The sequence below is a fragment of the Asaia sp. Ae19-3 genome (genome assembly GCF_059801175.1).
Map to the genome: position 1 here is coordinate 1324504 of NZ_JBCHWF010000001.1, position 25037 is coordinate 1349540.

Sequence of the window (25037 nt, forward strand, 5' to 3'; positions counted from 1 at the left end):
GAGATCAGCCTTCCAGCATGCGACGCAGAAGCTCGACATCCTCGGCGAAAGCGACATCACGCTCCATCAGTTCCTGCACACGCGATACGGCATGCATGACCGTCGTATGGTCACGATTGCCGAATTTACGCCCGATCTCGGGAAGGGAACGGCTGGTAAGCTGCTTAGCCAGATACATCGCCACCTGGCGCGGGCGGGCGACAGCACGCGCACGACGGGCAGAAGACATATCCGTCAGGCGGATATTCCAGTGTTCGGAAACCTTGCGCTGGATTTCCTCGATCGTCACGCGACGGTCATGCGCCTTGAGGATGTCATGCAGCACATCCTGCGTGCTTTCGAGCGTCACAGAGCGCCCGAAGAGATTGGCATGAGCAATAAGGCGATTCAGCGCCCCTTCGAGCTCGCGCACATTCGATGTGATCTTATGCGCGAGGAACTCCAGCACCTTGGCAGGAACCGCGACACCAGAGGCGAGCGCCTTGGCCTCGAGAATGGAAATACGCAACTCGAAAGTTGTTGCATGGATATCAGCCACCATGCCGCAACCCAGACGGGTGCGCAGGCGGTCTTCGAGACCAGACAGATCGGAAGGTGACTTATCGGCGCTGACCACGATCTGGCGACCGGCATCGACGAGGGCGTTGAAGGTATGAAAAAACTCTTCCTGCGTGTTGTCCTTGCCGATCAGGAACTGAAGATCGTCGATCATCAGCACGTCAACCGAACGCAGCTGCTCCTTGAACTCCATGGTCGATTGCGAGCGGATAGCCGCAATGAACCGGTACATGAACTTCTCAGCCGACATGTAGGCGACGGACACGCGACCACCGCTGGTCAGTTCGGAGCCGATGGCATGCATCAGATGCGTCTTGCCGAGCCCTACCCCACCATACAGGAAGAGCGGATTGAACCCGGGGCTAGATGGCTTTTCAGCCACACGGCGCGCACAGGCATAGGCAAACTCATTCGGCTTGCCGACAACGAAACTGTCGAAGGTAAACCGCGGATCGAGCGGCGCAGCCAGGTCATGACGTGCGTCCTGCACGCTTGCTGCCTGGGCAACAGGGGCCTCGATCTCGACCGCAGGCACGACCGCTTCCACTGCGACCGGCGCCGCCAGCGCATCACCGACGCGTTGCACCTGCAACTCTACATGATGGACAGCGCGATTTTCGTTGCGCCACAATTCCTGCAGGCGGTCGCCATATTGGCCGCGCACCCAGTCACGCAAAAAGCGCGTGGGAAGAAAAAGCGTGATTTCGTCTTCTTCGAGGGGGCCGAGCACGATCTGCTGCAACCAAGTACGATATTCGACATCGCCGACTTCGACCCTGAGACGCTCGCGCACTTTGACCCATTGTGATGCCAGAACAGGCTCTGTGCCTGTCGTGCAGGATACCGTCTCCGTCATTGCGGGAAGATCCGTATGAGACCCTTCGTCTGCCATCACTCCCCCGAGTTGCAATAAAAGAAACGACAGGAGCCGTCACGACCGCGCAAAACGCCCCGTTCGATCCCCCGGTTGAGGGCAGACAGGATAGGGCAAACGGACCGGGAGAGGCAAGCTTATCCGATCAGCCTGGAAGCGGATGACCGGCGAAAAAAAAGAACGGACATGGCGCTGTCGCCACACCCGTTCTTTCTTGTAGTCTCAGACCAGATATCCTTGGAAACCAAGGATATCCACATGCCTGATCAGGCCGAAGCCAGAGCCTTGATGCGAGCCGAAAGGCGCGACAGCTTGCGGCTAACGGTGTTGGCAGCAAGGACGCCCTTGCCAACAGCTCGCTGCATTTCCGGCTGCGCGGCGCGCAGGGCATCGTTGGCAGCGTTCTTGTCACCCGAAAGAATGGCCGTTTCGACCTTCTTCACGAAGGTGCGGACGCGGGACATACGGGAAACGTTACGCTCACGGCGACGCTCGTTCTGACGGATGCGCTTGCGCGCAGAGGCGGTGTTAGCCATTTCTACTCTTCAGCCCTGTTCTGTTCGGCTTGTTAGGTTGCCTTGCGACAACAATAAAGCATGCCAGCCAATCATCTCTAAAAGAGACGCAGAGCCAGCGGAGGGCTCGCCTTTAGTCCAGTTTGACGCTGCCAGTCAAGCGTCCTCTAAAGAAAGTGGCGGTTGAAGGCGCGGGCAGTAGAAACTGGAGCGCCCCGCCTGCACTACGCGACGAATTCCGTGACAGGCGGGATAGCCCGGGCATTCGGGGCAAGGCTCACCCTCCCGACCGTATACCTGATGCAATTCCTGAAAAGCGCCCGGTTTTCCCTCGGAATCAACATAATCGCGCAATGTCGAGCCACCAGCGCCTATCGCCTCCCTGAGCACCGCTGGCGTCACTTCGGCAATGCGCGTCACCTCATCGACAACCAGCGATGCGGCCCGCCTCTCCGGGTTGATCCGTGCACGAAAAAGAATTTCCGACACATATATATTGCCGAGCCCTGCGACGACATGCTGATCGAGCAGCATCGTCTTGATGGGCGAACGTTTGCCCATCAGCCTTGCCACGAGATAGGGGGCGTCGAATCCCAGCAAAAGAGGGTCAGCCCCGAGCTTCGCCAGAAGCGGATGCTCACGCTCACGCCCTGAATCCAGCAGCAGAAAACAGCCGAAGCGCCTCGGATCGACAAGACCGACCCGCGTACCGTCATCGAGCGTCAGGGTGACATGCTCGTGACGCAGCGGCAGATAGGCTGCCCCCTTGCGCCGAGACTGGGTGATACGGATACGCCCGCTCATGCCCAGATGAATGAGCAGCGTCGGCCCACGCATGAGCGCAATCAGCATGTATTTGCCAAGACGCGTCGCCGCGCGGATTTTCTTGCCATCCGCCCTTATCGAAAGATCATCAGGCACGGGCCAGCGCAGATCACTTCTGACCTCCGTGCTGATGATACGGCGGCCATCGAGGGCCGCCCTTAATCCGATGAGGATGGTTTCAACTTCTGGTAGCTCTGGCATCTTGGGTGCCGACACTATATCCAGAGAACCATGACCGACAACGCATCATTTCCCCGTCCCGAATCAGCCAGTGGCGAAAGGGAGGAGACTACCGATTTCGGATATCGCTCCGTTCCGAAAGCCGAGAAGAAGCCGCTGGTACGCGCCGTCTTCGACAGCGTAGCGGGCCGCTACGATGTGATGAACGATGTGATGTCGCTCGGCATCCATCGCGTCTGGAAGCGTATCTTCATCACCACCCTCGCGCCGAGGCGCGACCTCAAGCTGCTAGATCTGGCTGGTGGCACGGGCGATATCAGCTTTGGCTGGCTGAAGAACAATGGCGGTCCGGCGCTACTGACCGACATCAACGCCTCCATGCTCGAAGTCGGGCGTTCGCGCGCGGCTGCCAAGGGCTATCTGAGCAACATCGAATTCTCGGTTGTCGATGCCGAAGCGATTCCGCTGCCCGATCGCAGTGTCGATCGCGTATCCATTGCCTTTGGCCTGCGTAACTGCACCGACAAGAGTGCGGTTCTGCGTGAAGCCCGCCGCGTGCTGCGCCCAGGTGGCAAGTTCTGCTGCCTCGAATTCTCCCGCGTGCAGGTTGCAGCTCTCGCCCCGATCTACGATGCCTGGTCGTTTGGCGTTCTGCCAAAAATGGGCCAGATCATCGCAAAAGACGCCGAGAGCTATCGTTACCTCGCAGAGAGCATCCGCACCTTCCCCGAGCAGGACGTGCTGGCCGAAATGATGCGCGAGGCAGGGCTTGAAAAGGTGAGCTACCAGAATCTCTCCGGCGGGATCGCGGCGATCCATTCCGGCTGGAAGCTCTGATCTTTCATGCGCGCCCGGGTCATTCTGATCATAGGCGGTGGTATTGCCGCCTATAAATCGCTGGAACTGATCCGGCTGCTGCGCAAGCGTGACATTGCGGTCGAATGCGTGCTGACCGAATCCGCCACCCATTTCGTGACCCCGCTCTCTGTGCAGGGGCTGTCGGGCGCGCCGGTCCATACGGCACTGCTCTCTCTGGCTGAAGACAGCCAGATGGACCATATCGCGCTCTCACGCAGTGCCGATCTGCTGGTGATCTGCCCGGCAACGGCCAATCTTGTGGCGCGCATGGCCAATGGCTTTGCCGATGATCTGGCCACGACGCTTCTTCTCGCAACTGACACGCCCGTTCTGGTCGCCCCGGCGATGAATGTGCGGATGTGGCAGCACCCCGCAACACAGGAGAACCTTCGTCTCCTGCGTACACGCGGCTGCCTGTTCGTCGGTCCGGATGAGGGCGAAATGGCCTGTGGTGAATTCGGCCCTGGCCGCCTGAGCGAGCCGGAAGCCATCGCAAGCGCCATCGAAGACGCCCTGTTTCCACATAAGCCCCTCTCGGGACGGCATGTTCTGGTGACGGCAGGCCCGACCCATGAGCCTATCGACCCTGTGCGGTTCATCGCCAATCATTCTTCCGGCAAGCAGGGCTACGCCATTGCCGCTGCCTGTGCGCAGCTCGGAGCACAGGTGACGCTGGTCAGCGGCCCAACGTCCCTGCCCTGCCCTGATGGCGTCACGCGCGTCGATGTTACGACGGCGGTCGAGATGCTTGCGGCCTGCGAAGCCGCTCTGCCCGCGGACTGCGCCATCTGCGCTGCGGCTGTCGGCGACTGGCGCGTGGCGGACACGGCGAGTCAGAAGCGCAAGAAAGAAGGCGGCGCGCCTCCGAAGCTCACTCTGGTCGAAAACCCGGATATCCTTGCCACGCTCTCGCAGCCGGGTGCGCTTCGCCCATCGCTCGTCATCGGCTTTGCGGCCGAAACGGAAACGCTGGAAGCTCATGCCATCGCCAAGAAGCGACGCAAGGGCTGTGACTGGATGCTGGCCAATGATGTCGGCACCGGAACCAATGTTTTCGGTGGCGATCAGAATCGCGTTCTTTTTCTGGATGGCGATACCATCGAGCCATGGTCCGCAATGGCAAAGACGGACATCGCCAGATCTCTGGCCGCCCGTATCGCGGCCCGTTTTTCTTCTTCCCCAAGGTAAGGCTTCATGTCACCGCTTCCCGTTGAACTCGTCAGGCTTCCCCATGCAGAGGGTCTGGACCTTCCCCATTATGCCAGCAGCGGTGCAGCAGGCATGGATCTTCTCGCTGCCATCAACGAGGATGTCGTGATCAGATCGGGCGAACGCGCCCTGATCCCGACCGGGCTCAGAATCGGCCTGCCTGCGGGATATGAGTTGCAGATACGCCCGCGCTCGGGGCTCGCCCTCAAGCATGGCATCACGCTTCCCAACACGCCGGGCACAATCGATGAGGATTATCGCGGCGAGATCGGTATCATCGTGCTCAATACCGGCAAGGAGGATTTCGTGATCTCACGCGGCATGCGCATCGCCCAGGCTGTGCTCGCCCCCGTCATTCGTTTGACATGGGTTGAAGTTTCTGAACTGGATGAGACCTCACGTGGCGCTGGTGGCTTTGGCAGCACGGGTATCGCCCGCGCCTCCTGAGGCTCTCTGCCCTCTTTCATACCGTGGCCGACCGGCAGATTCTGACCGATCGATACAGGGCTTTTTGATACCAGGTTTCTGAGCCTGAACCAGCCGGTCTCGACTGGTTGCGTGCAGGCTCTGAGTGGCAGGATGCCGGGTTTTCATCTGTTTCCGTGAGGATTCAGGAACAGCCTGGCCGAAAGCCAGACACAAGGAAGGAGCACATGTCGCCATTACGGGTGCGACGCGGCACACGCGGAGCGGATCGAAAATCGGGGCTTACGGCATCGCTCGTTGGCACGCTTATCGTGGTCGCTGCTCTGGCGCTGTTCTCGCGCTTCCTGCCGTCACGGCTGACCCCTTTCCATCATGGCGGGTTGATCACGCCGCATTTCCGCTCGCTGGCAGGGTTGCAGGTGCTGCTTGGCGATTTCGGGCATACGGCTCTGCGCATGATCGGTGCGACGCTCATCGGATCGCTTCTGGGGGCAGTTCTGGCGCTGCTCGCAGCCAAGCTGCCTGTGCTGCGTGGTGCGGTCGGGACGGCTCTGGGTGGCATGCATATGGTGCCCCTGCTCTGCCTTCTGCCTTTTCTGCGCCTTCTGGGTTTCGAGGTCGCGGCCATCGGGACGACGTCCCTGTGTTTTGCCGCGCCCATTGCCACTGCGGCACTTGGAGCCTGGACACAGATACCCCGCACGCTCGAGGAGGCGACACGCGGCCTAGGGCTCACCAGCTGGCAGCGCCTTTGGCGGCTGGAGGCGCCTTTCGCCATTCCCGCAGGAGTGACCGCTCTGGCCCGCGCCATGCCTCTGGCCTGGTGCGTTCTGATTGCCACCGAAATGCTGCCGGTCAATGGCGCATTGTCATCGCGTCCGGGTCTGGGCGCCCATGCGGCGCAGGCAGCAGCCATCGGCTCGCTGTGGCAAACGGCTATCGCGGCGATCCTGATCGGTATTCTGGCCTTTCTGTATGATTCCTGCCTCGTTTTCCCTTGGCAGATCTGGGCCGATCGCTATCGACTGCACCCTCTCTTCGACGGCGCGCCCGATCCCTGGATGCTGAAATTCTGGCGACGCACGCGTCTGCTCAAGCGCGCAGGCGAAAGACTGCGCCGCGCACTGGCCTGGCTCGGCGATATGAGATGGGGGGGAACAGGTTTTCGCCCTGTCGTTCACAGCGTCTCGCCCTCACCGCTCATAGGCCTGTCTTCAGGTCTTTTTCTGCTCCTGATCGTTGTCGGCTTTTTCTATCGTCATCATGCTCTCGCCCTTGTCGATCTCGAGATCGTTGTCGAGCAGAGCCTCATTTCGGCGCTGCGCATGACAGCCGCCCTGGTGCTGGCGATCGCTCTCTGGCTGCCTCTTGGGGTATGGCTCGGCCTGTCTGCGCGTCGTGCCGCGATAGCCCGCGTCACGGCCCGGTTTCTGACGCTTTATCCAAAGAACATTCTGTTCCCCGTTCTGTGCCTCGCCCTGACGACGCTGAATTTCTCGCCGCTTGTCTGGCCGCTGATCCTTTGTTTCTTCTTCGTGCAGGGCCTGCTTCTGGCCCAGATCCTGCGCGGCATGCGCAGCTATCCTGTCGACCTCCTGCAGGCGGCCCGGAACCTGCAGATCAGGGGCTGGCTGTGGTGGAGCCGTGTGCTACTGCCCGGCCTCGCGCCTGCCCTGCTCGAAGCTGTCAGCACGGCGTCCATAACCGGATGGACAATCCTGATACTCGCCGAACGCTCGTCATGGACCCTGCAGAACCGCGACGGCAGCGGCATCGGCGCCTATGTCGCCCATGCCATCGAGACAGGCGATCTGCCGCGTGTCGTGCTGGGCGCCGCCGTGCTCACGCTCTGCATTGCCCTTGGTGAGATTCTGGTCTGGCACCCCCTGCGTGTGCAAATCCGCCGACGCATCCTCCCTCCTCAGAACTGACCATGGAGCCTGACATGCAGGAAATCCTGCTCTCGATCCGCAATTGTCTTCAGGTCTATCAGAAGCAGAGCAGCACCGACCTGCCGGTGCTTGAGGATGTGAGCTTCGACCTTCACGCGGGCGAGATCGTGGGCCTCGTCGGGCGCTCCGGCTCAGGAAAGAGTACGCTACTGCGCATTGCGTCGGGACTGATACCGCCGAGCGCAGGCGAGATCATCTGGAAAGGCGCCCCTCTCGCCGGACCGACACCCGATATCGCCATGGTGTTCCAGTCCTTCGCGCTGTTTCCCTGGCTGACCGTACAGCAGAACATCATGCTCGGCCTTGAAGCCAAACGTCTGCCACGGATCGACTGCGAAAGGCGCTGTGACGACCTGATCGACCTGATCGGACTGAACGGCTACGAGAATGCGTTGCCGAAAGAGCTTTCCGGCGCGATGCAGCAGCGTGTGGGGCTGGCACGCGCGCTGGTCATGGAGCCCGATCTGCTACTCATGGACGAGCCTTTCTCGTCGCTCGACATGCTGACGGCAGAAAACCTGCGTACGGATCTGATCGAACTCTGGTCCGAAAATCGCCTGCCTACGCGGGCGATGATGCTGGTCACGCATGACGTCGAAGAGGCCGTGCTAATGTGCGACCGCATTCTGCTGTTTTCGTCCAATCCGGGACGGGTGTCGCATGAATTGACCGTGCCTTTCCCTCATCCGCGCAACCGCGACGACGCCGAATTCAGGCAATTTGTCGATCATATCTACACGCTCATGACACGCCGCGCGCCGATCGTCTCCGAAGCCAGCCTGGAGAGCAGCGCACCAGCCCCGGCGCCGCATCCCATGGCGCTGGTGCTTCCGCCGATCCCGATCAATGTGCTTGTTGGCCTGCTCGAGACCCTGGCTGCAGCCCCGCTCAACGGGCGCGCCGACCTGCCCCATCTCGCCGAAAGATTGCAGATGGCGCTCGACGATCTCTTCCCGCTGGGAGAGTCTTTGCAGCTGCTTGAACTCGCCGAACTCGAAGACGGCGATATTCTCATGACAGAGGCAGGCATTCGCTTCGTTCAGGCCGATCAGGATGAACGCCGCGAGATCATGCGCACCGCCCTGCTTCATCACATACCGCTCATCCGCTCCATTCGCGCCGTTCTGGACGAGCGCTCGGGCCATCGCACGGGCGCGGATCGCTTCCGTGAGGAGTTGGAGGCCACGATGTCCCCCGGCTATGCCGAACAGACCCTCATGACCGCCACAAACTGGGCGCGCTATACCGAGCTTTTCGACTTCGACGAAGAAGCAGACCAGTTCATGCTGGACCGTGAGGCCGGAGGATACTGACGCTCGCCCGGCCTGATCGGATTCAGGCAAGGCAGAGATCGTCGATCATCATATCAGTCCCGTGGCGCGCAAGGGCCATGGTCGGCGCGTTGGTATTGCCGCTCGTGATATTGGGCATGATGGAGGCATCGATCACACGCAGGTTCTCAATACCGTTCACGCGCAAACGGCTATCGACCACCGCACGGTCATCGGCGCCCATACGACAGGTTCCTACAGGGTGCCACATGGTCGTTGCCACCCGTCTGACCCACTGCGCCAGTTCAGCGTCGCTCTGACGCTCGATTCCTGGCGCGACCTCGGCCGTGAGAATGCGCTGGAGCGAGGGCTGCGTCATGACGTCGCGCATATAGCGCACTGATTTGACGGCAAGGTCGAGATCTTGCGTCTCACCGAAAAAATTCGGATCGATACGTGGCATCGCACGAGGATCAAGGCTGCCGAGTGTGATGCTCCCACGGCTTTGTGGCTGAAGCACCACAAGTTCAAAGGTCACCCCCGCCTGCTTGCCTGACGGACTCAGCCCGTCCTCTGAGATAATCGGCGCGTGATAGCACTGGATGCTCGGCTCTGCTGCCGGGTCCTGCGGATCGAAATAGGACACGGTATCGATCGCATTGCTCGCAGCCGGGCCGGTTTTCGTCAGGAGATAGCGCAGACCTGTTGCCAAGGCCCCCAGTCCCTGGGCTGAACGCTGATAACCAAAACCGTCGCGGCAGAAAGCCTTCAGCGGCACGATGGGGTGGTCCGCAAGATTTTGACCGACTTCCGGTGAGTCATGGCGTATCTGCACCCCGAGCCCCGTGAGCTGGTCGGCTGCACCGATGCCTGACAGCATCAGGAGCTTTGGCGTATGGATCGCGCCCGAACTGACGACAACCTGCCCGGCGAAAAGCCTGTGACGCTTTCCCCGGCTCACATATTCCACGCCGATGGCACGGCCCTTGTCGATCAGGATGCGGGTGACAGTTGCGCTGGTGCGAAGTTCCACACGTCCGGACCGGAGTGCAGGGCGCAGGAAGGCATCGGCCGCGCTGCAGCGACGCCCATCGGCATAATTGCCCTGAACGGGGGAGACACCACGCTGGCTCTCGCCGTTGTAATCCGGATTGTAGGGCAGACCTGCTTCCTGAAAGGCTTTCAGACAGCCTGCATTCAGCGCATTGATCCCTTTGGGCAGGGAAATCCTGAGCGGACCGTCAATCCCGTGGAAACGATCATGGAACGTGTCGTTGCATTCCTGGGCCCGGAAGTGACGCAGCATGGTCTCGAAATCCCAGGACGCTCCCTCACCCGCAGCTTCCTGCCAGCGATCGAAATCCTGCTTCTGCCCTCTGACGTAGCACATGGCATTGATCGACGAGCCACCCCCGACCACACGCCCGGAGCGATAGCGTCTTGTGGTGCCGTCGAGCTGCTTCTGGAGCGCCGTATCATAGGCCCAGACATGCCAGTCCTTCTGCAGGATCTTGGCAAAGCCTGCAGGAATATGGATCAGCGGGTCGAAATCATTGAGCCCGGCTTCGAGAACGACCACAGAAGCGGTGCTGCGCTCGGCCAGGCGACCGGCCACGACACAGCCTGCCGCGCCGGCACCAATAACGATGACGTCGCAGGTTTTTGCCTGTTTCGGCATGAGACTATCCTTAGCTTGAAAAGAGGCTCCCGCCTGAGGCGCGGGAGCAGGCACTGGGTTCAGATCGGATAGGCTGGCGGTGTGTCGCGCAGCGTAACCCATTGCCACTCCGTGAATTCGTCAAGATTGGCCGGACCACCTATCGCGGCGCCATTGCCCGAAGCCCCGAAACCGCCGAAGGGATTGACCACATCGTCACCCACGGTCTGGTCGTTGATATGCAGCAGCCCTGCATGAAGCTGGTCGCCCACGCGCATGGCCCGTCCTACATCCCGGGAGAAGACGGCAGCCGACAAACCGTAATCGGTCATGTTTGCCAGGGTGATCGCTTCTTCCTCAGTGCTGAAACTAGTCACCACGGCAACCGGGCCAAAGATTTCCTCATCGAATGCGCGCATGCCGGGGCGCACGCCTGACAGGACGGTCGGCTGGTAGAAAAGCCCTTCCCCCTTGCCGCCAGCCTCCAGAACGGCCCCCTGGGCAAGCGTGTCATCAACGATCGAGCGAACATGGTCTGCCTGACGCTGATTGATCAGCGGCCCGTTGAACACCTCTTCAGAGACGGGATTACCGGTCCTGATCGCACGCGCCTTTGCGGCAAGCGCGTCGATAAATCGAGCAGCGATACTCTCATGAACGAGCACGCGCCCTGTCGCCATACAGATCTGTCCCTGATGGAGGTAGGCGCCCCAGGCCACATTGGTCGCTGCGGCGTCGATATCGGCATCGTCGAGCACGATAAGCGGGTTCTTGCCACCAAGCTCGAGCGATACCTTTTTCAGATGGCGCCCGGCCAGCTGACCGACTGCACGACCGGCCCCTGTCGAACCGGTAAACTGGATCATGGCAATATGCGGGTCGCAGCAAAGCGCTTCACCCACTTCGCCTCCGCCTGGCAGGACATGCAGCAGCCCTTTGGGGAGACCGGCCAGTTCGAACAGGCGGGCAATAACATGCCCCCCGCAGATTGCCGTGCGCGGATCGGGCTTGAGAATAACGCCATTACCAAGGGCGAGCGCAGGCGCAACGGCCCGCATGGCGAGATAAAGCGGGAAGTTGAACGGTGAAATGATCCCGATCAGCCCGCGCGGCTTGCGTCTTGCGCTGCTTCTCTGACCCGTGACGCTTGGCAGAACGAGCCCCTGCGCCTGTTCCGGCAGGGTCGCCGCCAGCCAGAGCGCCTTGACCGTCACCGCAATTTCGAAATTTGCCTTGAGCTGGGCACCACCGCCCTCACGCACCAGCCAGTGAGCTGCCTCGGCTGCATGGCTTTCAAGCAGGGCCGCCGCTTTCGCAAGCACAAGAGCGCGCTCTACAGGATCGGTTGCAGCCCAGAGCTTCTGGGCGCTGCTGGCTCGCTTGGCGGATTGCGTCACCTGATCGGGGTCTGCCAGCGCAATCTTTGCAAGAGTTGCCCCCGTGGCAGGCTCGACCACAGCGGCGGTCAGGGCGCGTGTCGCCCACTCTCCTGTAAAGAGGCATCCTTCGAGATGACCGCTTTCCAGGAATGGTGCCTTGTTTGTTTCAAGCTCGACGCTCATCACCATGTCTCCTTGTCTGGCCACGAGACATGCCGAAAAAACCCATATTCTGGGAAAGACCAGTTTGGTCGCTTTCTCAACCTTTTAGGTATAATGCCCTTTTGGCGGGGAATTCTTGCCGGCCTCAGGCCAGATCAGGGGTGTAAAGAAACCGTGATAGAGCTTCGCAAGCTGCGTTATTTCCTGACGGTCGCCGAAGAGCGCAATTTTTCCAGTGCCGCGAAACGACTGAACATGGCTCAGCCGCCCCTGAGCCGGCAGATACGCGAACTGGAAGACGAACTGGCCGTCGCTCTTCTCGACCGCAGTTCACGACCACTAAGCCTGACAGCGGCCGGTCAGCTCTTTTTCGAACAGGCGAGCCAGATCCTCAGCAGCCACGAGCGACTGAAAACGACCATGGCGGATTTCAGCCAGACGCGTCGCCCGCGTCTTTCTCTTGGTATCGTGGCATCGGCATTTCATCTGCGTCTGCCGCATCTCATCCGGCACTACCGTCACGCTGCACCAGGCATTGCGCTGTCGATCCATGAGATGAATTCAGCCGAACAGGTGGCCGCGCTAATCGATGGCCGTATCGATATCGGCCTCGACCGTACCGAGAGCAACGAACCCGAGATACGCAGCATCATTCTGAGAGAAGAACGGCTCGTACTCGCAGCCCCGGCAGATTTTGCCGGATCGCAGAGCGATTCTTTCGATCTCACCCGCCTGACCGATGAGACACTTATTCTCTATCCGCGCGATGACGGCCAGAACTACGCCCAGAAGACCATGACCCTTCTTAGGCGTCACGGTGTCATACCACCCAATCTGATCCAGGTTCAGGAAATGACGACCGCCCTGTCACTCGTCGCCGCAAGGATGGGGCTCTGCATCGTCCCTGTATCGGCCCGTGCCATTGGCCATCCGGAGATACAGTTTCTGTCGACACGCCAGAGCATTACCTGCCCGGTGACGCTCAACATGCGTGCCGAACCGCCTTCAGAAGCCATACGGGTCTTTCTGAAGGCGCTTGGCGAGCTCTATGCCGAGTGGGGTTTCGGGGCTCTTTCCCTTTAGGACGAAAAGAGCGGTAGGGGACCTGTCCAGCCTCGCAGCCAAACCGCCCCTTGGCCTCAGGCCTTGAGGCGGTCGCGATACATCTTGCGCGCCTTGGCCACTTTCGGTGCCACGACGGCGCTGCAATAAGCGGTTTCGGGGTTGCGGGCGAAGTAGTCGTGATGCTTCTCCTCCGCCTCCCAGAACACCGCGGGGCCTGTAATCTCGGTCACGATTGGATCGGGCCAGATGCCAGACGCCTCGATTTCCTGCGTCACCTCACGCGCAATGGCATCCTGCGCCGGATCGAGGGCAAAGATCACCGAGCGGTACTGTGTACCGACATCGTTACCCTGGCGGTTGAGCTGCGTGGGATCATGCGTGGTGTAGAATATGCGCAGGACATCGGCAAAGCTGATCTCCTGCGGGTCGAACACGACCTCGACCACTTCGGCGTGGCCGGTGGCACCCGAGCAGACCTGCTCGTAGCTCGGGTTTTCGCGCCGACCGCCCGCATAGCCCGGCTGAGCGGATTTGACGCCGCGCAGGCCGGTGAAGATGGCTTCAGTGCACCAGAAGCAGCCGCCCCCGATAAGGGCTTTTTCAAGATGGGTTTCGCTCATGGGGGCCTCGCTTCGTCTTGGAAATGATGGACGAACCTACTGGTTCACGACAGGAAGATAGATGCTGCTGGCCTGCGCGCCGCCGCGCGAGATCGACTGCGTCGCGGCTTTGTAATCACCGGGCTTGGCCTCGAAGATATTCGACACATAGGTCTGGGGATTACGGTCGTAAAGGGGGAACCATGACGACTGGATCTGAACCATGATGCGATGCCCGGGCAGGAAGACATGGTTCACCGCAGGCAGGGTAAATTTATATTCCTCTACCTTGTTCGCGGGGATGGCTTCCGGACGGGCGAAGTCATGACGATAACGCCCACGGAAGATATCCATCGAGACCGAAAGTTCGTATCCGCCCATCTCGGGCCGGTCGGCGGTGATGCCCGGATAGACATCGATAATCTTCACGACCCAGTCCGCATCGGTGCCGGTTGTTGCGGCAAACAGATCGGCCGTCGGCACGCCTGACACGCGCACCGGATGATCCAGAACGGGTGTCTCATAGGTCAGGACATCCGGGCGAGATTCAGCAAAGCGCTGATCGGAAACAAGCCAGGGCTTCCAGCGTGCGCCATCAGCAAAGCTGTAGGGGCGCGTCATGAACGGCACCGGATGCGCCGGGTCGGACACATAGCTGTCCGTGCCGGGCCTGGCGCGCTCAAAGCTCAGATTGTTGCCTTCTCTCAGATAGAGGCGCTCGCCCGTACCGATGCAGGTATCGCCGCAATTGCCGAGCCAGCCGCGCAGATGATCCCAGCGATTGTCACCGGTGTTGTAGATGATGGCATCGTCGAAATTGACCTTGGCGCTGCCCGGCTTGAGATACTGGTCAAAGAAAGGACGCATGACGTTGGCACGATACCAGAGCGCCGTATCGCCATTGAAATGCAGCGGACCAAGGCTCGAGCCATCATAATTGACGCCGCTATGGCGCCACGGCCCCATGACGAGAATATTTGGCACCTTGGGGTGGTCCTTGCGCAGCGCCATCCAGCTGTGAATTGCGCCCCACATGTCTTCCTGATCCCAGAGCCCCTGCTCCCAGATCGTCGGGACAGTGAGCGGGCGCTTAGCCAGCAGCTTGTCGAGCGCCTGATCCTGCCAGAGCGCATCATAGGCCGGATGCGCCTTCATGCGCTGCCACCAGGGAAACTGGTCGAGCCCTGCCTTTGTCGCAAAATCTCCGGCTGAGCCTGCCTGAAGGAAATTGGTATAGTCATCGGCATCATGACGGGGGATGGCATCGCCCTCACCCTTCTGCGTCATCTGCATCGTGAAATAATCGAAGCTGCCCTGACGGAACGCGCCGTAATGATACCAGTCATCGCCCATCCAGCCATCGACCATCGGGCTTTCCGGTGCCGCAACCTTGAGCGCCGGATGCGGGTCGAGCAGCGCCATGACGACCGTCCATCCCTCATAGGATGACCCGGTCATGCCAACGCGCCCGTTGCTCTGCTTCACATTCTTGATGAGCCAGTCGATCGTGTCCCACGCATCGGTCGTGTCGTCGGTCTTGCTCGGGTTGAGCGGGCCGATCGGCGGGCGCGTCATCACATAATCGCCCTCGGAGCCATATTTGCCGCGCACATCCTGAAAGACGCGAATATAGCCGCCATCGACAAACACGCCGTCGCCCTGGGGCAGCAGGTTGCGCATTTCCGAAGCACCTGACACCCGGTCGGCACGCGCAGAAGCATGATAGGGGGTGCGCGTCAGCAGAATAGGCGCCTCATGATCCTTTGCCGCCTTCGGAATGACGATGACCGTATGCAGCTTTACCCCGTCGCGCATCGGGATCATGACATCCTGCTTGATATAGTCGCGGCCGGTCTGCGGCATCTGCACATGAGCCGGAATATCAGAGCCGCGCTGCACCATATCGGGCGTGACAGCGGGGCCGTTCGATGCCTGGGCAAAAGCCTGTGAAGCCCCCAGCAGGCAGGATGTCATCAGCAACAAATATCGGGTCAGATTTCCACAACGCACGCAATCAATTCCTTGGTCGACTTCACGATGCGGGGATGATTGAACAGACTTCCCCTTGCGGCAAGCGATTGGCCACGTTATTTCGCACAGGGTAATAAAAATACGCCCAACGGTCGTTTGCTATTGCATTTCATGCGCAACACGCCCGCCCCTTCCAGCAGTTCCGGATCAGCCTCATGCCTGCCTATCGTTCCCGCACCACCACCCACGGCCGCAACATGGCCGGTGCCCGCGCGCTCTGGCGCGCTACGGGCATGACGGACAAGGATTTCGGCAAGCCCATTATTGCGGTTGCCAATTCCTTCACGCAGTTCGTGCCGGGCCATGTGCATCTCAAGGACATGGGCGCGCTGGTTGGTGGCGCGATTGCGGAAGCTGGCGGCATTGCCCGCGAATTCAACACCATCGCCGTGGATGACGGTATCGCCATGGGTCATGGCGGCATGCTGTACAGCCTGCCCTCGCGCGAACTGATCGCTGACTCCATCGAATACATGGTCAATGCCCATTGCGCCGATGCGCTGGTCTGCATCAGCAATTGCGACAAGATCACGCCCGGCATGCTCATGGCCTCGCTGCGTCTGAACATTCCGGTCGTGTTCGTCTCCGGCGGCCCGATGGAAGCCGGCAAGCTCGATGGCCCCGGCATCAACCGCAAGCTCGATCTCGTTGACTCCATGGTCGCTGCGGCCAACCCGAAGGTCTCGGATGCTGAATCCGAAGCCATCGAGCGCTCAGCCTGCCCCACCTGCGGCTCATGCTCGGGCATGTTCACGGCAAACTCGATGAACTGCCTGACCGAGGCTCTAGGTCTCTCCCTGCCGGGTAATGGCAGCCTTCTGGCCACTCATGCCGATCGTCGCGAACTTTTCCTCGAAGCCGGTCGTCTGGTCGTTTCACTCGCCCGCCGCTGGTATGAACAGGATGATGCGACAGCCCTGCCGCGCAGCATTGCGACCAAGGCTGCGTTCGAAAACGCCATGACGCTCGATATCGCCATGGGCGGCTCGACCAATACGGTTCTGCATCTTCTGGCGGCGGCACGTGAGGCGGGGGTCGATTTCCACATGGCCGACATCGACCGCCTGTCACGCAAGGTGCCCAATCTGTGCAAGGTCGCGCCCGCGAAGAACGACGTGCATATGGAAGACGTGCATCGCGCCGGCGGCATTCCGGCCATTCTGGCCGAACTCGATCGCTGCGGGCTGATCGATACAACAGCGCATACGGTTCATGCCCCGAGCATGAAGGACGCCCTGAAGAAATGGGACGTGCTTGTAGGGGACGAGCAGGCAAAAACCCGCTTCCTCGCTGCTCCGGGCGGGGTGCGCACCACCGAGGCATTCTCGCAGTCGAGCCGCTATTACGAGCTGGATACCGACCGCAAGAATGGCGTTCTGCGCGACCGCGACCATGCCTTCTCGCAGGATGGTGGTCTGGCCGTGCTTTACGGCAATCTGGCCGAAGCCGGTGCCATTGTAAAAACCGCCGGTGTTGTCGACAGCCTTCTGACCTTCACGGGTCGTGCGCGCGTGTTCGAAAGCCAGGAAGCCGCCGTTTCGGGCATTCTGGCCAACGAGATTGTCGATGGCGATGTGGTGGTCATCCGCTACGAAGGCCCAAAGGGCGGGCCTGGCATGCAGGAAATGCTCTATCCGACCAGCTATCTCAAATCGAAGGGTCTGGCCGAAACCTGCGCGCTGATCACCGACGGGCGGTTCTCGGGCGGCAGCTCGGGGCTCTCGATCGGACATATCTCGCCGGAAGCTGCGGAAGGCGGTCTGATCGGCCTGATCGAGGATGGTGACCGGATCGAGATTGATATCCCGAACCGCGTGATGCGCGCTCTGGTCGACGATGCGGTTCTGGCCGAGCGCCGTGAGCGCATGGAGGCTCTGGGCGCCGATGCCTGGACGCCGGATCGTGTTCGCGAGGTTTCCCCTGCCCTGCGCGCCTATGGTCTGCTGACAACCAGCGCCGCCAACGGCGCTGTGCGTGATCTCAGCCAGATTACGCGTCGCTCCTGACAGCCCCATGGGGCGGCTCGTGACCGAAGCGGGATGGAACTCCCATCCCGGTCATGACCGCACCCGGAACGCGTCGTCTGATCAGGACGGACTTACTGGACAGGCGCGCAATGCGCGCTTGTCTCGGCATCGTGCAGGGTCACACGCTGCTTTTCGAGACTATCGAGCGTTTCCTTCACCTCGCTGTCGCTCTCGATCCCTCCTTCGGGAGTCCAGAGCGCACCCTGCATGATCCCGAAACCCGGCAACGGGTCAAAACGTACCGCCAGCCCCGGATAACCCGGCGCATTGGGCGGCAGACGTGGCTCGTGCCGTCTCTGGCTGATGCGATGGATGAGCCGTTCTTCCTTCTTGAGCATGCTGACACAGGCAAGATCCTGTGCCTCGACCGGCACTGAGGATAACAGCAGCCCGGCGAGAATTAGCGCCGTCGCACCCAGTAGAAACGGCCAGCATTCCCCCCCGGCATGATTTCGCCTGTCTGTTTTCTGCTTCAGGAAACGGTCATGTGAAAATGAACCCGAGCGCATCATCATGATCTCTGTCTCCTCAATACTGCATCTGCATGCCGAGCAGGAATGCATTTGATTGTGCCCCGCTGGCTGGCGTGTAGCGGGCAAAATCGAAGGTGAAACGCAGGTTGTGGCCGTCCATCACATAATTGGCGCCAGCATCGAATTGCCTGGTCTTGGGATTACCGGCCCCGTACAGATCCTTTGCATAGCGAAATTGCTGATAGCGCAGCAAAGGCTGGATGCGCCCCCAGCCTACACGCCAGGGAATGAGATAGGCGGTGCTGACCAGAAAGGCGGTCCCTGCATTGATCCCGCCAATATTGCCGTAATCGGCCTTGTGATTATTGAATCCCGGCGCGATATCGCGCACGCCGTCCGTATGATACTGATAATAGGCTGCTTCAAGCGTATAGACGCCGTAACGGGCTTTCTGGCCGATGCGTTTTTCGAACAGACCGTCGACATTCCAGGCCTTGTAATCACCACGCTGCTGGGCTGAGCCGACACCATTGACCTGATATTGCCCGGCAAGCCCGATCGCCAGAATATCCACTTTTCCGTAATAGGTGCTGGCGGTGTAATAAGCGGGCGAAGGCTCCGGATCGAGGAAGTTATATTCGATACGCCCGGCAAACAAGGGATTATGCCCGTCGCCCGATCCGCCATCGACCCAGTTATGCCCTTTGTAAACACCGACGATATAGCGAAAGCGCTCATGGGCCAGCCTGCCCCACACGGTCGCGCCATCATTACGGCCTGACCACATTCCCGGATATTGCGCGACCATGGGAAACGCGTAGGTGCTCAGGAAATAGGGGCCATCGAGGTTGGAGCGGTCACTGCCGGGCAGCATGCGGCCAAGCCAGAGATTGACGGCCTTCATGGGCTCGAACTGAAGTATCCCGTCGAGCACATTCCAGTTGCCGTCACGAATACGCTCCACGTTGAGCGTCGCCTTGACCATATGAATGATCTGCCCGCCCATATAGACGCGCAAATCACTCGCCGCTGCGGCACTGCCACCATCAGGGGTAGAGGGATCGGCTGTCATATACTGCCCCCTCACCCCGGCCCCCATGGTGAAGGACTGCTCGGGCCCGAGATTGACCGTGATTGCCGCCTGGGCCGGGCTTGCCTGCAACAACAGACCAGCGAGTCCGCCGCAAAGACCTGCCGTCACCCGCAGGATCGCTTGCCCCCTCATCGGGCGTTGCGCCTTCTTCGATGCCCTTGCCGTCGCCAATGTCATTATGCCCTCTCCCATGCCGATACGGGCCATCTGACCGCGAGAGAACATTACGGTTTGAGATCATTCCCAATAAATGCGTAGAATTACTTAGTGGTCTGTCTGCCACGGCTTTTCCACCGGGCTACGCTCTTCCTTGCGCAGCCCGGTAACGCGCGGGGGAACGCGACAATGAGCCGAAAACACCTTCTGAATGCCTTGCTGACACTGCCCCTCGTTCTCGCCTTGTCCTGTGGCGTGAGAGCGCAGGACAAGACGCGCCTTTCCGTGGCCGAAGAGACAGCCGATCGCTGTGTCGCAGATGCCGCGATTCTGCCCCTCCTCGGCGGCCCCGCCGATGCACCGATCATCCCGGTGACAATCGATGGTCACCCCGCCGCGATGTATGTCAGCCCCTTGTTCGGGCATATCTTCGTGCATAATGCGGGCGATATCTGGTTCAATCAGGGCATAACCCGCCCGATGACCGCTCAGGACAATGTGCAGGTCCTGAGCGAGACATCCAGAATGGACACGCTGCAGATTGGTCCGATCATGCTCCATGACCTCATCGTCGAGCGCCTTGATGGCGAAGCACACCAAAGCGTTTCAGGCCGCCCCCTTGTCGGGTTGATCGGACGCCCTCTTTTCCGGCGGCTTCTTCTGATGCTCGACGTGCCGCATGAAAAACTCGGGATCATGGTCTGGCGAAACAGCCCGGAATGTAGTTCCGGGCCATCTGGCCTTTTCACCCTCGCACCCCAGAGCCTCGCGATGGATGATCGGGCCCGGGTGATGGCGCAGATCGACGGCAGGAAAATACGTCTCACGCTCGATCCCGATCTTGGTATGAACACGCTGCCTGTCTCAGACCGGGCCAATAGCGCCACGACAGACGATCTGGCCCGCGACCCCCGTGTCGTCACCCGTTTCGGCGCGATCACACGCGGGGTGCGCCATAGGTTCCGTTCTTTCCAATTGGGTGAAAAACAACTGGGCCCAACAGAATTTCTCGTGCTGGAAAATATCAATGAGGGCATGCTTGGCGCGAGCTTTTTTCAGCATAATGTCGTATTGTTTGACTTTCCTGATGGCCGGTTTCTTTTTTCACCGAGCGAGCCTCGCGTTTTTCAGCCCAATCTCGGATTACATTTCGACGAGACCCATCAGGGCTTTACCAGCGTACAGGAGAATCGTGCCCCCGCCGCCGCCAGGCAGGCAAAATAGGCTGTTAGACGCTTGTTTGTGACGATCTTGCTTCAGATGTCGCAAACATGTCACCCACGATTGCGCTTTGTCATGGCATGAAACCGCATCCTTTCAGAGTGAGGCATTTATCGGCCTCCCGGGATTCGAGAGAGCCTTCATGCGTCGTGTCTTTTCCTCTGCCGCCGGATCTTCGATACGTCGTCGGGATATCCTGCTTGGCCTCGGTGCATTGATGGCGTGCGGTGCCGCCCCTGCCGTTGCGACACTGGAAAAAGAAGCCCCCGCCTGTGACACCGGGACCAAACCGGAAGGCGGAGACCGTCAGGGGAAATTCGACGCCAGGGGCCAACCGCTGATCTGGCCGGGCAATACGATCATCTGCCCCTTCAACGCGACAGATCCACTGGCGCAGGCCATGCTTGATATGAACAGTCTCATCGAGCGAGAATGGCGCGAATATATCACCCCTACGCCCCCATCGAGCTACCACATGACCATTCTCGGTGGGGTCGATCCGGAGCAGCAGGCGAAGGCAAACTGGCCATCTGGCATCAATACAGCGTTGCCCATCGCAGACACCGCGCCGATCATCCGTGAGCGTCTTGCCTCAAAACGGTTCGATATTCCCGATAAAATCGAAATGGAGATCGATGCGGCGCGTTTTCATGCACCGCTCGTAGGCGTTCCGCTCAGACCGGCCAATGCCGCCATGGCGACCGCCCTTTACGATCTGCGCCGACAACTCGCAGAGGCAATCGGTTTTCATCCCGATAACCTCATGACATTCATGTTCCATGCGACCTATGGCTACAAGATCCGCCATGTCCCACGGGCGCAGAAGGACGTGCTGCGTCGTCAGGTGCATAACTGGCGCCGTGAGAACGCGGACAAGCTCGGCACTATCGTCATTCCGCCACCGGTCTTTTGCAGCTTCGAGACGATGTTTGCCTTCAAGCCGCTTCTGACCCTCGCGCGCCGGGCCTGAAACAGAAAAGGCCGCCCGATGAATTATCGGGCGGCCTGTCATTCTGGAAGCAGGACCTGGCCCGCAAGACTTCAGTAGGTGAAAGCGATACTCCCGAGGAAGGTGCGCCCTACCGACGGTGTCGCACGGTCACTGAAGAGATTGGAATAGTTCAGACGGTTCGCCAGATTGTAGCCATTGAGCGCCAGACGCCAGCGATGGCCAACCATATGCGACACCACGGCATCCCATTCTGTCGTATGGGGCACGCGTGCCGTGTTGGCGGCATCGAGCCAGACGGAGTCACGCCAGGTCAGACCACCACCGAAAGTCAGGTTCCAGGGCTTCTCGGGGGCAATCGTATAGGTGCTCCAGATGGTCGCCATGTTTTTTGGGGCGTACTGGATGCGCTTGCCGATATCGGCGGCCGTCAGTGATCCCGTCGTCGTGGCATCATAATAGGCGTAAGTGCCGATCAGGCTCCAGTTGCGCGTGATCTGACCTGACAGACTCAGTTCGACACCCTGGTTGCGCTGCGTGTCGCTCGACGAGGTAACACTGCCCGTCGACGGATCGGTCATGAGCGCATTGCCCTTTTCCAGCCGGAAGAGCGAGGCAGTCGCACCCAGACGGCCGTGCAGGAATTGCTGCTTGATGCCAATTTCGTAAAGGCTGGCCTTTTCGGGCTTGAAGCCTTCGGTCGAGGTCTTGAGCGGCTCGGAGCTGTTCGTCACATAAAGGCCGAGCGGCGTGGTCGAACGCGCCCAGTTAAAATAGACCATCGTGTTGTCGCTGGGCGTATACATCAGGCTGACGGTCGGATTGATGGTATTCTGCTGCTGCGAAAGGCGGGTATCGGCAGCCGTTGCTCCTTCGGTTGCTGCATAATGGCTGTTCCAGTGATCCCAGCGGAAGCCACCGCGAATGGAAAACCAGGGTGCAAGCCACATCTGCTCAGACAGGAAAGCCCCGACATCAGTCGCATCACCGGTTTTGTAGAGCTTGCGCCCTGCCCCGCCCGACAGATTGACCAGATCATATTGATATTGACCCAGGCCCCCGAGCAACAGCCCCGGCTGCGTGTGAGACGGGTTGATCATGCTCGTCGTATCGGTGCGCGTGCCATTCACACCATTGAAATTATAGGCGTAATTGGTGCGGCGATCGTAGATATGCTCGACATCCCAGCCAGCAATGACCTGATGACGAATAAAGCCGGTCTTGAAATTCGCTCTGGCTGAAAAGACGTTCTGCACCGACCAGTCATTCTGCTGATAGGGCTCGGGGCCGCCAAGATGGCCGCGCCGATTGATCTGCGCTGCAGACGGATCGGTGAAGAAGAGCTTCTGGCAGGTGGCATCACACCCTGGCTGGGAGGCCGAGAAATACCGGTCATAAAGCCCGCCACGCAAATCGTCGGAAATGGTGAGATGCTGGCTGATTTCAGAATTCAGCCGTGCCGTCAGCATGTTCACATTCGACACGTCCTGATCGTAATTGGTGCCATACCAGCTGTGACGATCAAGGCCGTATTCCGTTGCCGGGCGACCGATTGTGCTGCCGGGCTTGGTGACGATCGGCACGCCATAATCGGGGATTCTGTTGTCTGACTGGTGGAAATATTCGAGCGTGAAGCTGGTCTTCTTGCCAAGTCCAAACCCAATGGAGGGCGCGAGCCCCCAGCGATGGGAGTAGATGTTGTCGCGACCGACGACATTGTTTTCATTACCCATACCGGTAATACGCACGGCGATGGATTCGCCTATCTGCTTGTTCACATCGAGCGTGCCGCGATAATATTCGCCCGATCCGCCTGAGAACTGTGCATTATAGGTGTCACCAAGATGCGCCACCTTGGTCACGATATTGATCGCGCCGCCCGTCGTGCCATTACCGAATACTTCAGAAGACGGCCCCTTGATGACCGAGATGTGGTCGTAATCGAAGCTGTCACGCGTATAGACACCGAAATCGCGTAGGCCGTTTTCATAGATATCATTCTGGGCGGCAAAGCCGCGGATCAGGAACTGATCGCCCGCCATTCCCCCCTCGCCCTCGCCAACCGATGCCGTGATGCCCGGCACGTTGCGCAGCGCCTCATCGAGTGACTTGACGTTCTGCTGCTGCATCAGGATCTGCGGCACCGCATTGACGGTCTGAGGCGTGTGCATGATGTCATCGGGCATACGGCCCAGACCGATCGGCTCATGCAGGATGTTCATCGCCGCGCCATGCACGATGAGATGCTCATCCACCCCGTCCTGCTGCGTAGCCCGGGTCTTGTCAGCGCGTTTCTTCTTCGCCTCCTCCTGCGATTCCTCCCTGGTTTTCTTGCGATGCACGCTGCCATCTTCGCTTTGCGCCGATTGGGCGTGAGCCGCCGTGCAGGCAAGGGTCATACCGACCAGCAGGGATACAGGATGGGAAGGGCGAACCCATTTCACTGACAAAACGCAGTCTCCACGCAAAAAAAGGAATCAATTTGTGCAATTGAGAATAATTCCTATCTTTCGTGACAAAGTGCTGCAACCGGCTCGCAATCGCATCACGCCTCTTTATGTCGTTGTGTTGCTAGAATGCGACACTGCATGTCACTCGCGACGTCGGCGCCGCATGTGACGCGTCTCAAAGGCTGCCTTAATGGCTTGCACGTGATGCCTGTTGTCAGGTGTTCGTTTTATGTCGATCGTTCGCACGCTCTTGATTCGGCGTCGTCACCCCGAACTGTCCGAGGCGAAGCGCCACCTGAACGAGCAGAGCATCGCGACGGGATGACTTCGAGGGCTGCAACTGGCGCTGCATTGCCAAAAGAATGTCAGAAGTCGCGTCGACCACGGCCTTGTCCCACCAGTCGAAAGCTTCTTCCTCACGCCCCATGGCGCAAAGGGCTGTCGCATAGTTATGCTGACCGCGATAATCGCCGCCCTCGGCCGAGCGCCGATACCAGTCAAGCGCCAGCGCCGGGTCCCGCGGTGTATGCCAGCCTTCCTCGATAAAGCGCGCAAGCAGATTCATCGATTTCGCATGACCGCGTTCGGCACCGCTGCGAAAAAGCGCGAGGGCGCGCGGCAGGTCGGGCTTCATGCCGATACCGCGCATGACCATGATTGCAAGATTATAGATGCCCCAAAGATCGCCGAGCCTAGCGGCTTTTTCGTACGCCTCGGCAGCGGCAGCATGATCGACCGCGCCGCCCCAGCCAAAATGATGGCACCGGCCAAGCATGTTCAGCGCCGGAGCATAGCCCGCGGAAGCGGCTATCTCATACCACTGGCGTGCACGTGCGGGATCGGGGGGCATATAGATGCTTTTGAGCAGGATATCCCCCCATCGTACCTGCTCGGCCACATGGCCTTGCTGCGCCCTGTCCCTGATCTCCCTGATCATTTCCGGCAGCTCCGGGGCTGGCTCAGGGCGTCTGCGCCGACACTTTGGTGAAGAGGGCAGCAGGCGCAGGATACGGGTCACCATGGGCTCGACCAATCAACAGCATGAGAACGTCAGATAAAGCGGGACCCTGCCGATTTAGAGATGATGATAATGTTTCGCAACTTTGC

Annotated in this window: 20 protein-coding genes; 9 read left to right on the forward strand and 11 right to left on the reverse strand. The window is 59.9% G+C overall.

All coding sequences use genetic code 11. From position 1 onward, the window contains the following. Nucleotides 1-4: 4 nt before the first annotated feature. The 3 genes from dnaA to mutM form a co-directional block, all read right to left on the reverse strand. A complete protein-coding gene (gene dnaA, locus AAID99_RS05610; protein ID WP_188426334.1) occupies nucleotides 5-1414 on the reverse strand; it encodes a chromosomal replication initiator protein DnaA in 1410 nt (469 codons plus the stop codon). A gap of 284 nt (nucleotides 1415-1698) precedes the next feature. Then, entirely contained in the window at nucleotides 1699-1968 is a 270-nt protein-coding gene (gene rpsT / locus AAID99_RS05615) for a 30S ribosomal protein S20 (RefSeq protein WP_025885973.1), read from the reverse strand. 135 nt (nucleotides 1969-2103) lie between these two features. Then, entirely contained in the window at nucleotides 2104-2973 is an 870-nt protein-coding gene (gene mutM / locus AAID99_RS05620; RefSeq protein WP_498493384.1) for a bifunctional DNA-formamidopyrimidine glycosylase/DNA-(apurinic or apyrimidinic site) lyase, read from the reverse strand. Between the two features lie 30 nt (nucleotides 2974-3003). Here mutM and AAID99_RS05625 point away from each other — a divergent pair, with 30 nt between their 5' ends. From AAID99_RS05625 to AAID99_RS05645, 5 genes are all read left to right on the forward strand, one after another. Beyond that, nucleotides 3004-3789 (forward strand): class I SAM-dependent methyltransferase, encoded by a 786-nt coding sequence (locus tag AAID99_RS05625; protein ID WP_188426332.1) that lies wholly within the window; start codon nucleotides 3004-3006, stop codon nucleotides 3787-3789. Nucleotides 3790-3795: 6 nt separating this feature from the next. Next, complete coding sequence (gene coaBC / locus AAID99_RS05630) at nucleotides 3796-4998, forward strand: bifunctional phosphopantothenoylcysteine decarboxylase/phosphopantothenate--cysteine ligase CoaBC (protein WP_188426331.1); 1203 nt, start codon at nucleotides 3796-3798, stop codon at nucleotides 4996-4998. 6 nt (nucleotides 4999-5004) lie between these two features. After that, on the forward strand, nucleotides 5005-5466 hold the full coding sequence (gene dut / locus AAID99_RS05635; RefSeq protein ID WP_188426330.1) for a dUTP diphosphatase: 462 nt from the start codon (nucleotides 5005-5007) through the stop codon (nucleotides 5464-5466). Between the two features lie 206 nt (nucleotides 5467-5672). Beyond that, on the forward strand, nucleotides 5673-7376 hold the full coding sequence (locus AAID99_RS05640) for an ABC transporter permease subunit (RefSeq protein WP_498493385.1): 1704 nt from the start codon (nucleotides 5673-5675) through the stop codon (nucleotides 7374-7376). Between the two features lie 14 nt (nucleotides 7377-7390). Then, nucleotides 7391-8710 (forward strand): ABC transporter ATP-binding protein, encoded by a 1320-nt coding sequence (locus tag AAID99_RS05645; RefSeq protein WP_188426328.1) that lies wholly within the window; start codon nucleotides 7391-7393, stop codon nucleotides 8708-8710. A 22-nt stretch (nucleotides 8711-8732) separates the two neighbouring features. Here the strand turns inward: AAID99_RS05645 and AAID99_RS05650 are convergent, their stop codons facing one another. Together AAID99_RS05650 and AAID99_RS05655 are read right to left on the reverse strand one after the other, a co-directional pair. Then, nucleotides 8733-10346: a GMC family oxidoreductase gene (locus tag AAID99_RS05650; protein WP_188426327.1), complete on the reverse strand. Its 1614-nt coding sequence runs from the start codon at nucleotides 10344-10346 to the stop codon at nucleotides 8733-8735. 59 nt (nucleotides 10347-10405) lie between these two features. After that, the gene (locus AAID99_RS05655) at nucleotides 10406-11887 is read right to left on the reverse strand and encodes a benzaldehyde dehydrogenase (RefSeq protein WP_188426326.1); all 1482 of its coding nucleotides are present in this window, start codon (nucleotides 11885-11887) and stop codon (nucleotides 10406-10408) included. Nucleotides 11888-12040: 153 nt separating this feature from the next. Here AAID99_RS05655 and AAID99_RS05660 point away from each other — a divergent pair, with 153 nt between their 5' ends. After that, nucleotides 12041-12949 (forward strand): LysR family transcriptional regulator, encoded by a 909-nt coding sequence (locus AAID99_RS05660; RefSeq protein ID WP_498493386.1) that lies wholly within the window; start codon nucleotides 12041-12043, stop codon nucleotides 12947-12949. A gap of 56 nt (nucleotides 12950-13005) precedes the next feature. Here the strand turns inward: AAID99_RS05660 and msrA are convergent, their stop codons facing one another. Both msrA and AAID99_RS05670 read right to left on the reverse strand, forming a co-directional pair. Then, complete coding sequence (gene msrA, locus AAID99_RS05665) at nucleotides 13006-13551, reverse strand: peptide-methionine (S)-S-oxide reductase MsrA (protein WP_498493387.1); 546 nt, start codon at nucleotides 13549-13551, stop codon at nucleotides 13006-13008. Nucleotides 13552-13587: 36 nt separating this feature from the next. Further along, complete coding sequence (locus AAID99_RS05670; protein ID WP_498493388.1) at nucleotides 13588-15504, reverse strand: CocE/NonD family hydrolase; 1917 nt, start codon at nucleotides 15502-15504, stop codon at nucleotides 13588-13590. Nucleotides 15505-15716: 212 nt separating this feature from the next. Here AAID99_RS05670 and ilvD point away from each other — a divergent pair, with 212 nt between their 5' ends. Next, nucleotides 15717-17567, forward strand: coding sequence for a dihydroxy-acid dehydratase (gene ilvD, locus AAID99_RS05675; RefSeq protein ID WP_498493389.1), 1851 nt, complete (start codon nucleotides 15717-15719; stop codon nucleotides 17565-17567). Nucleotides 17568-17659: 92 nt separating this feature from the next. Here ilvD and AAID99_RS05680 read toward each other — a convergent pair whose 3' ends face one another. Both AAID99_RS05680 and AAID99_RS05685 read right to left on the reverse strand, forming a co-directional pair. Continuing rightward, nucleotides 17660-18103 (reverse strand): hypothetical protein, encoded by a 444-nt coding sequence (locus AAID99_RS05680; protein ID WP_498493390.1) that lies wholly within the window; start codon nucleotides 18101-18103, stop codon nucleotides 17660-17662. A 13-nt stretch (nucleotides 18104-18116) separates the two neighbouring features. Further along, a complete protein-coding gene (locus AAID99_RS05685; protein WP_498493391.1) occupies nucleotides 18117-19379 on the reverse strand; it encodes a porin in 1263 nt (420 codons plus the stop codon). 120 nt (nucleotides 19380-19499) lie between these two features. On the opposite strand from AAID99_RS05685, the gene AAID99_RS05690 reads away from it, so the two are divergent. Together AAID99_RS05690 and AAID99_RS05695 are read left to right on the forward strand one after the other, a co-directional pair. Next, nucleotides 19500-20534 (forward strand): pepsin/retropepsin-like aspartic protease family protein, encoded by a 1035-nt coding sequence (locus tag AAID99_RS05690; protein WP_498493392.1) that lies wholly within the window; start codon nucleotides 19500-19502, stop codon nucleotides 20532-20534. Nucleotides 20535-20673: 139 nt separating this feature from the next. Beyond that, complete coding sequence (locus tag AAID99_RS05695) at nucleotides 20674-21501, forward strand: DUF1868 domain-containing protein (protein WP_498493394.1); 828 nt, start codon at nucleotides 20674-20676, stop codon at nucleotides 21499-21501. A gap of 71 nt (nucleotides 21502-21572) precedes the next feature. Here AAID99_RS05695 and AAID99_RS05700 read toward each other — a convergent pair whose 3' ends face one another. Both AAID99_RS05700 and AAID99_RS05705 read right to left on the reverse strand, forming a co-directional pair. Further along, complete coding sequence (locus AAID99_RS05700; RefSeq protein ID WP_498494267.1) at nucleotides 21573-23879, reverse strand: TonB-dependent receptor; 2307 nt, start codon at nucleotides 23877-23879, stop codon at nucleotides 21573-21575. A gap of 265 nt (nucleotides 23880-24144) precedes the next feature. Continuing rightward, nucleotides 24145-24951 (reverse strand): tetratricopeptide repeat protein, encoded by an 807-nt coding sequence (locus AAID99_RS05705; protein ID WP_498493395.1) that lies wholly within the window; start codon nucleotides 24949-24951, stop codon nucleotides 24145-24147. Nucleotides 24952-25037 lie beyond the last annotated feature (86 nt).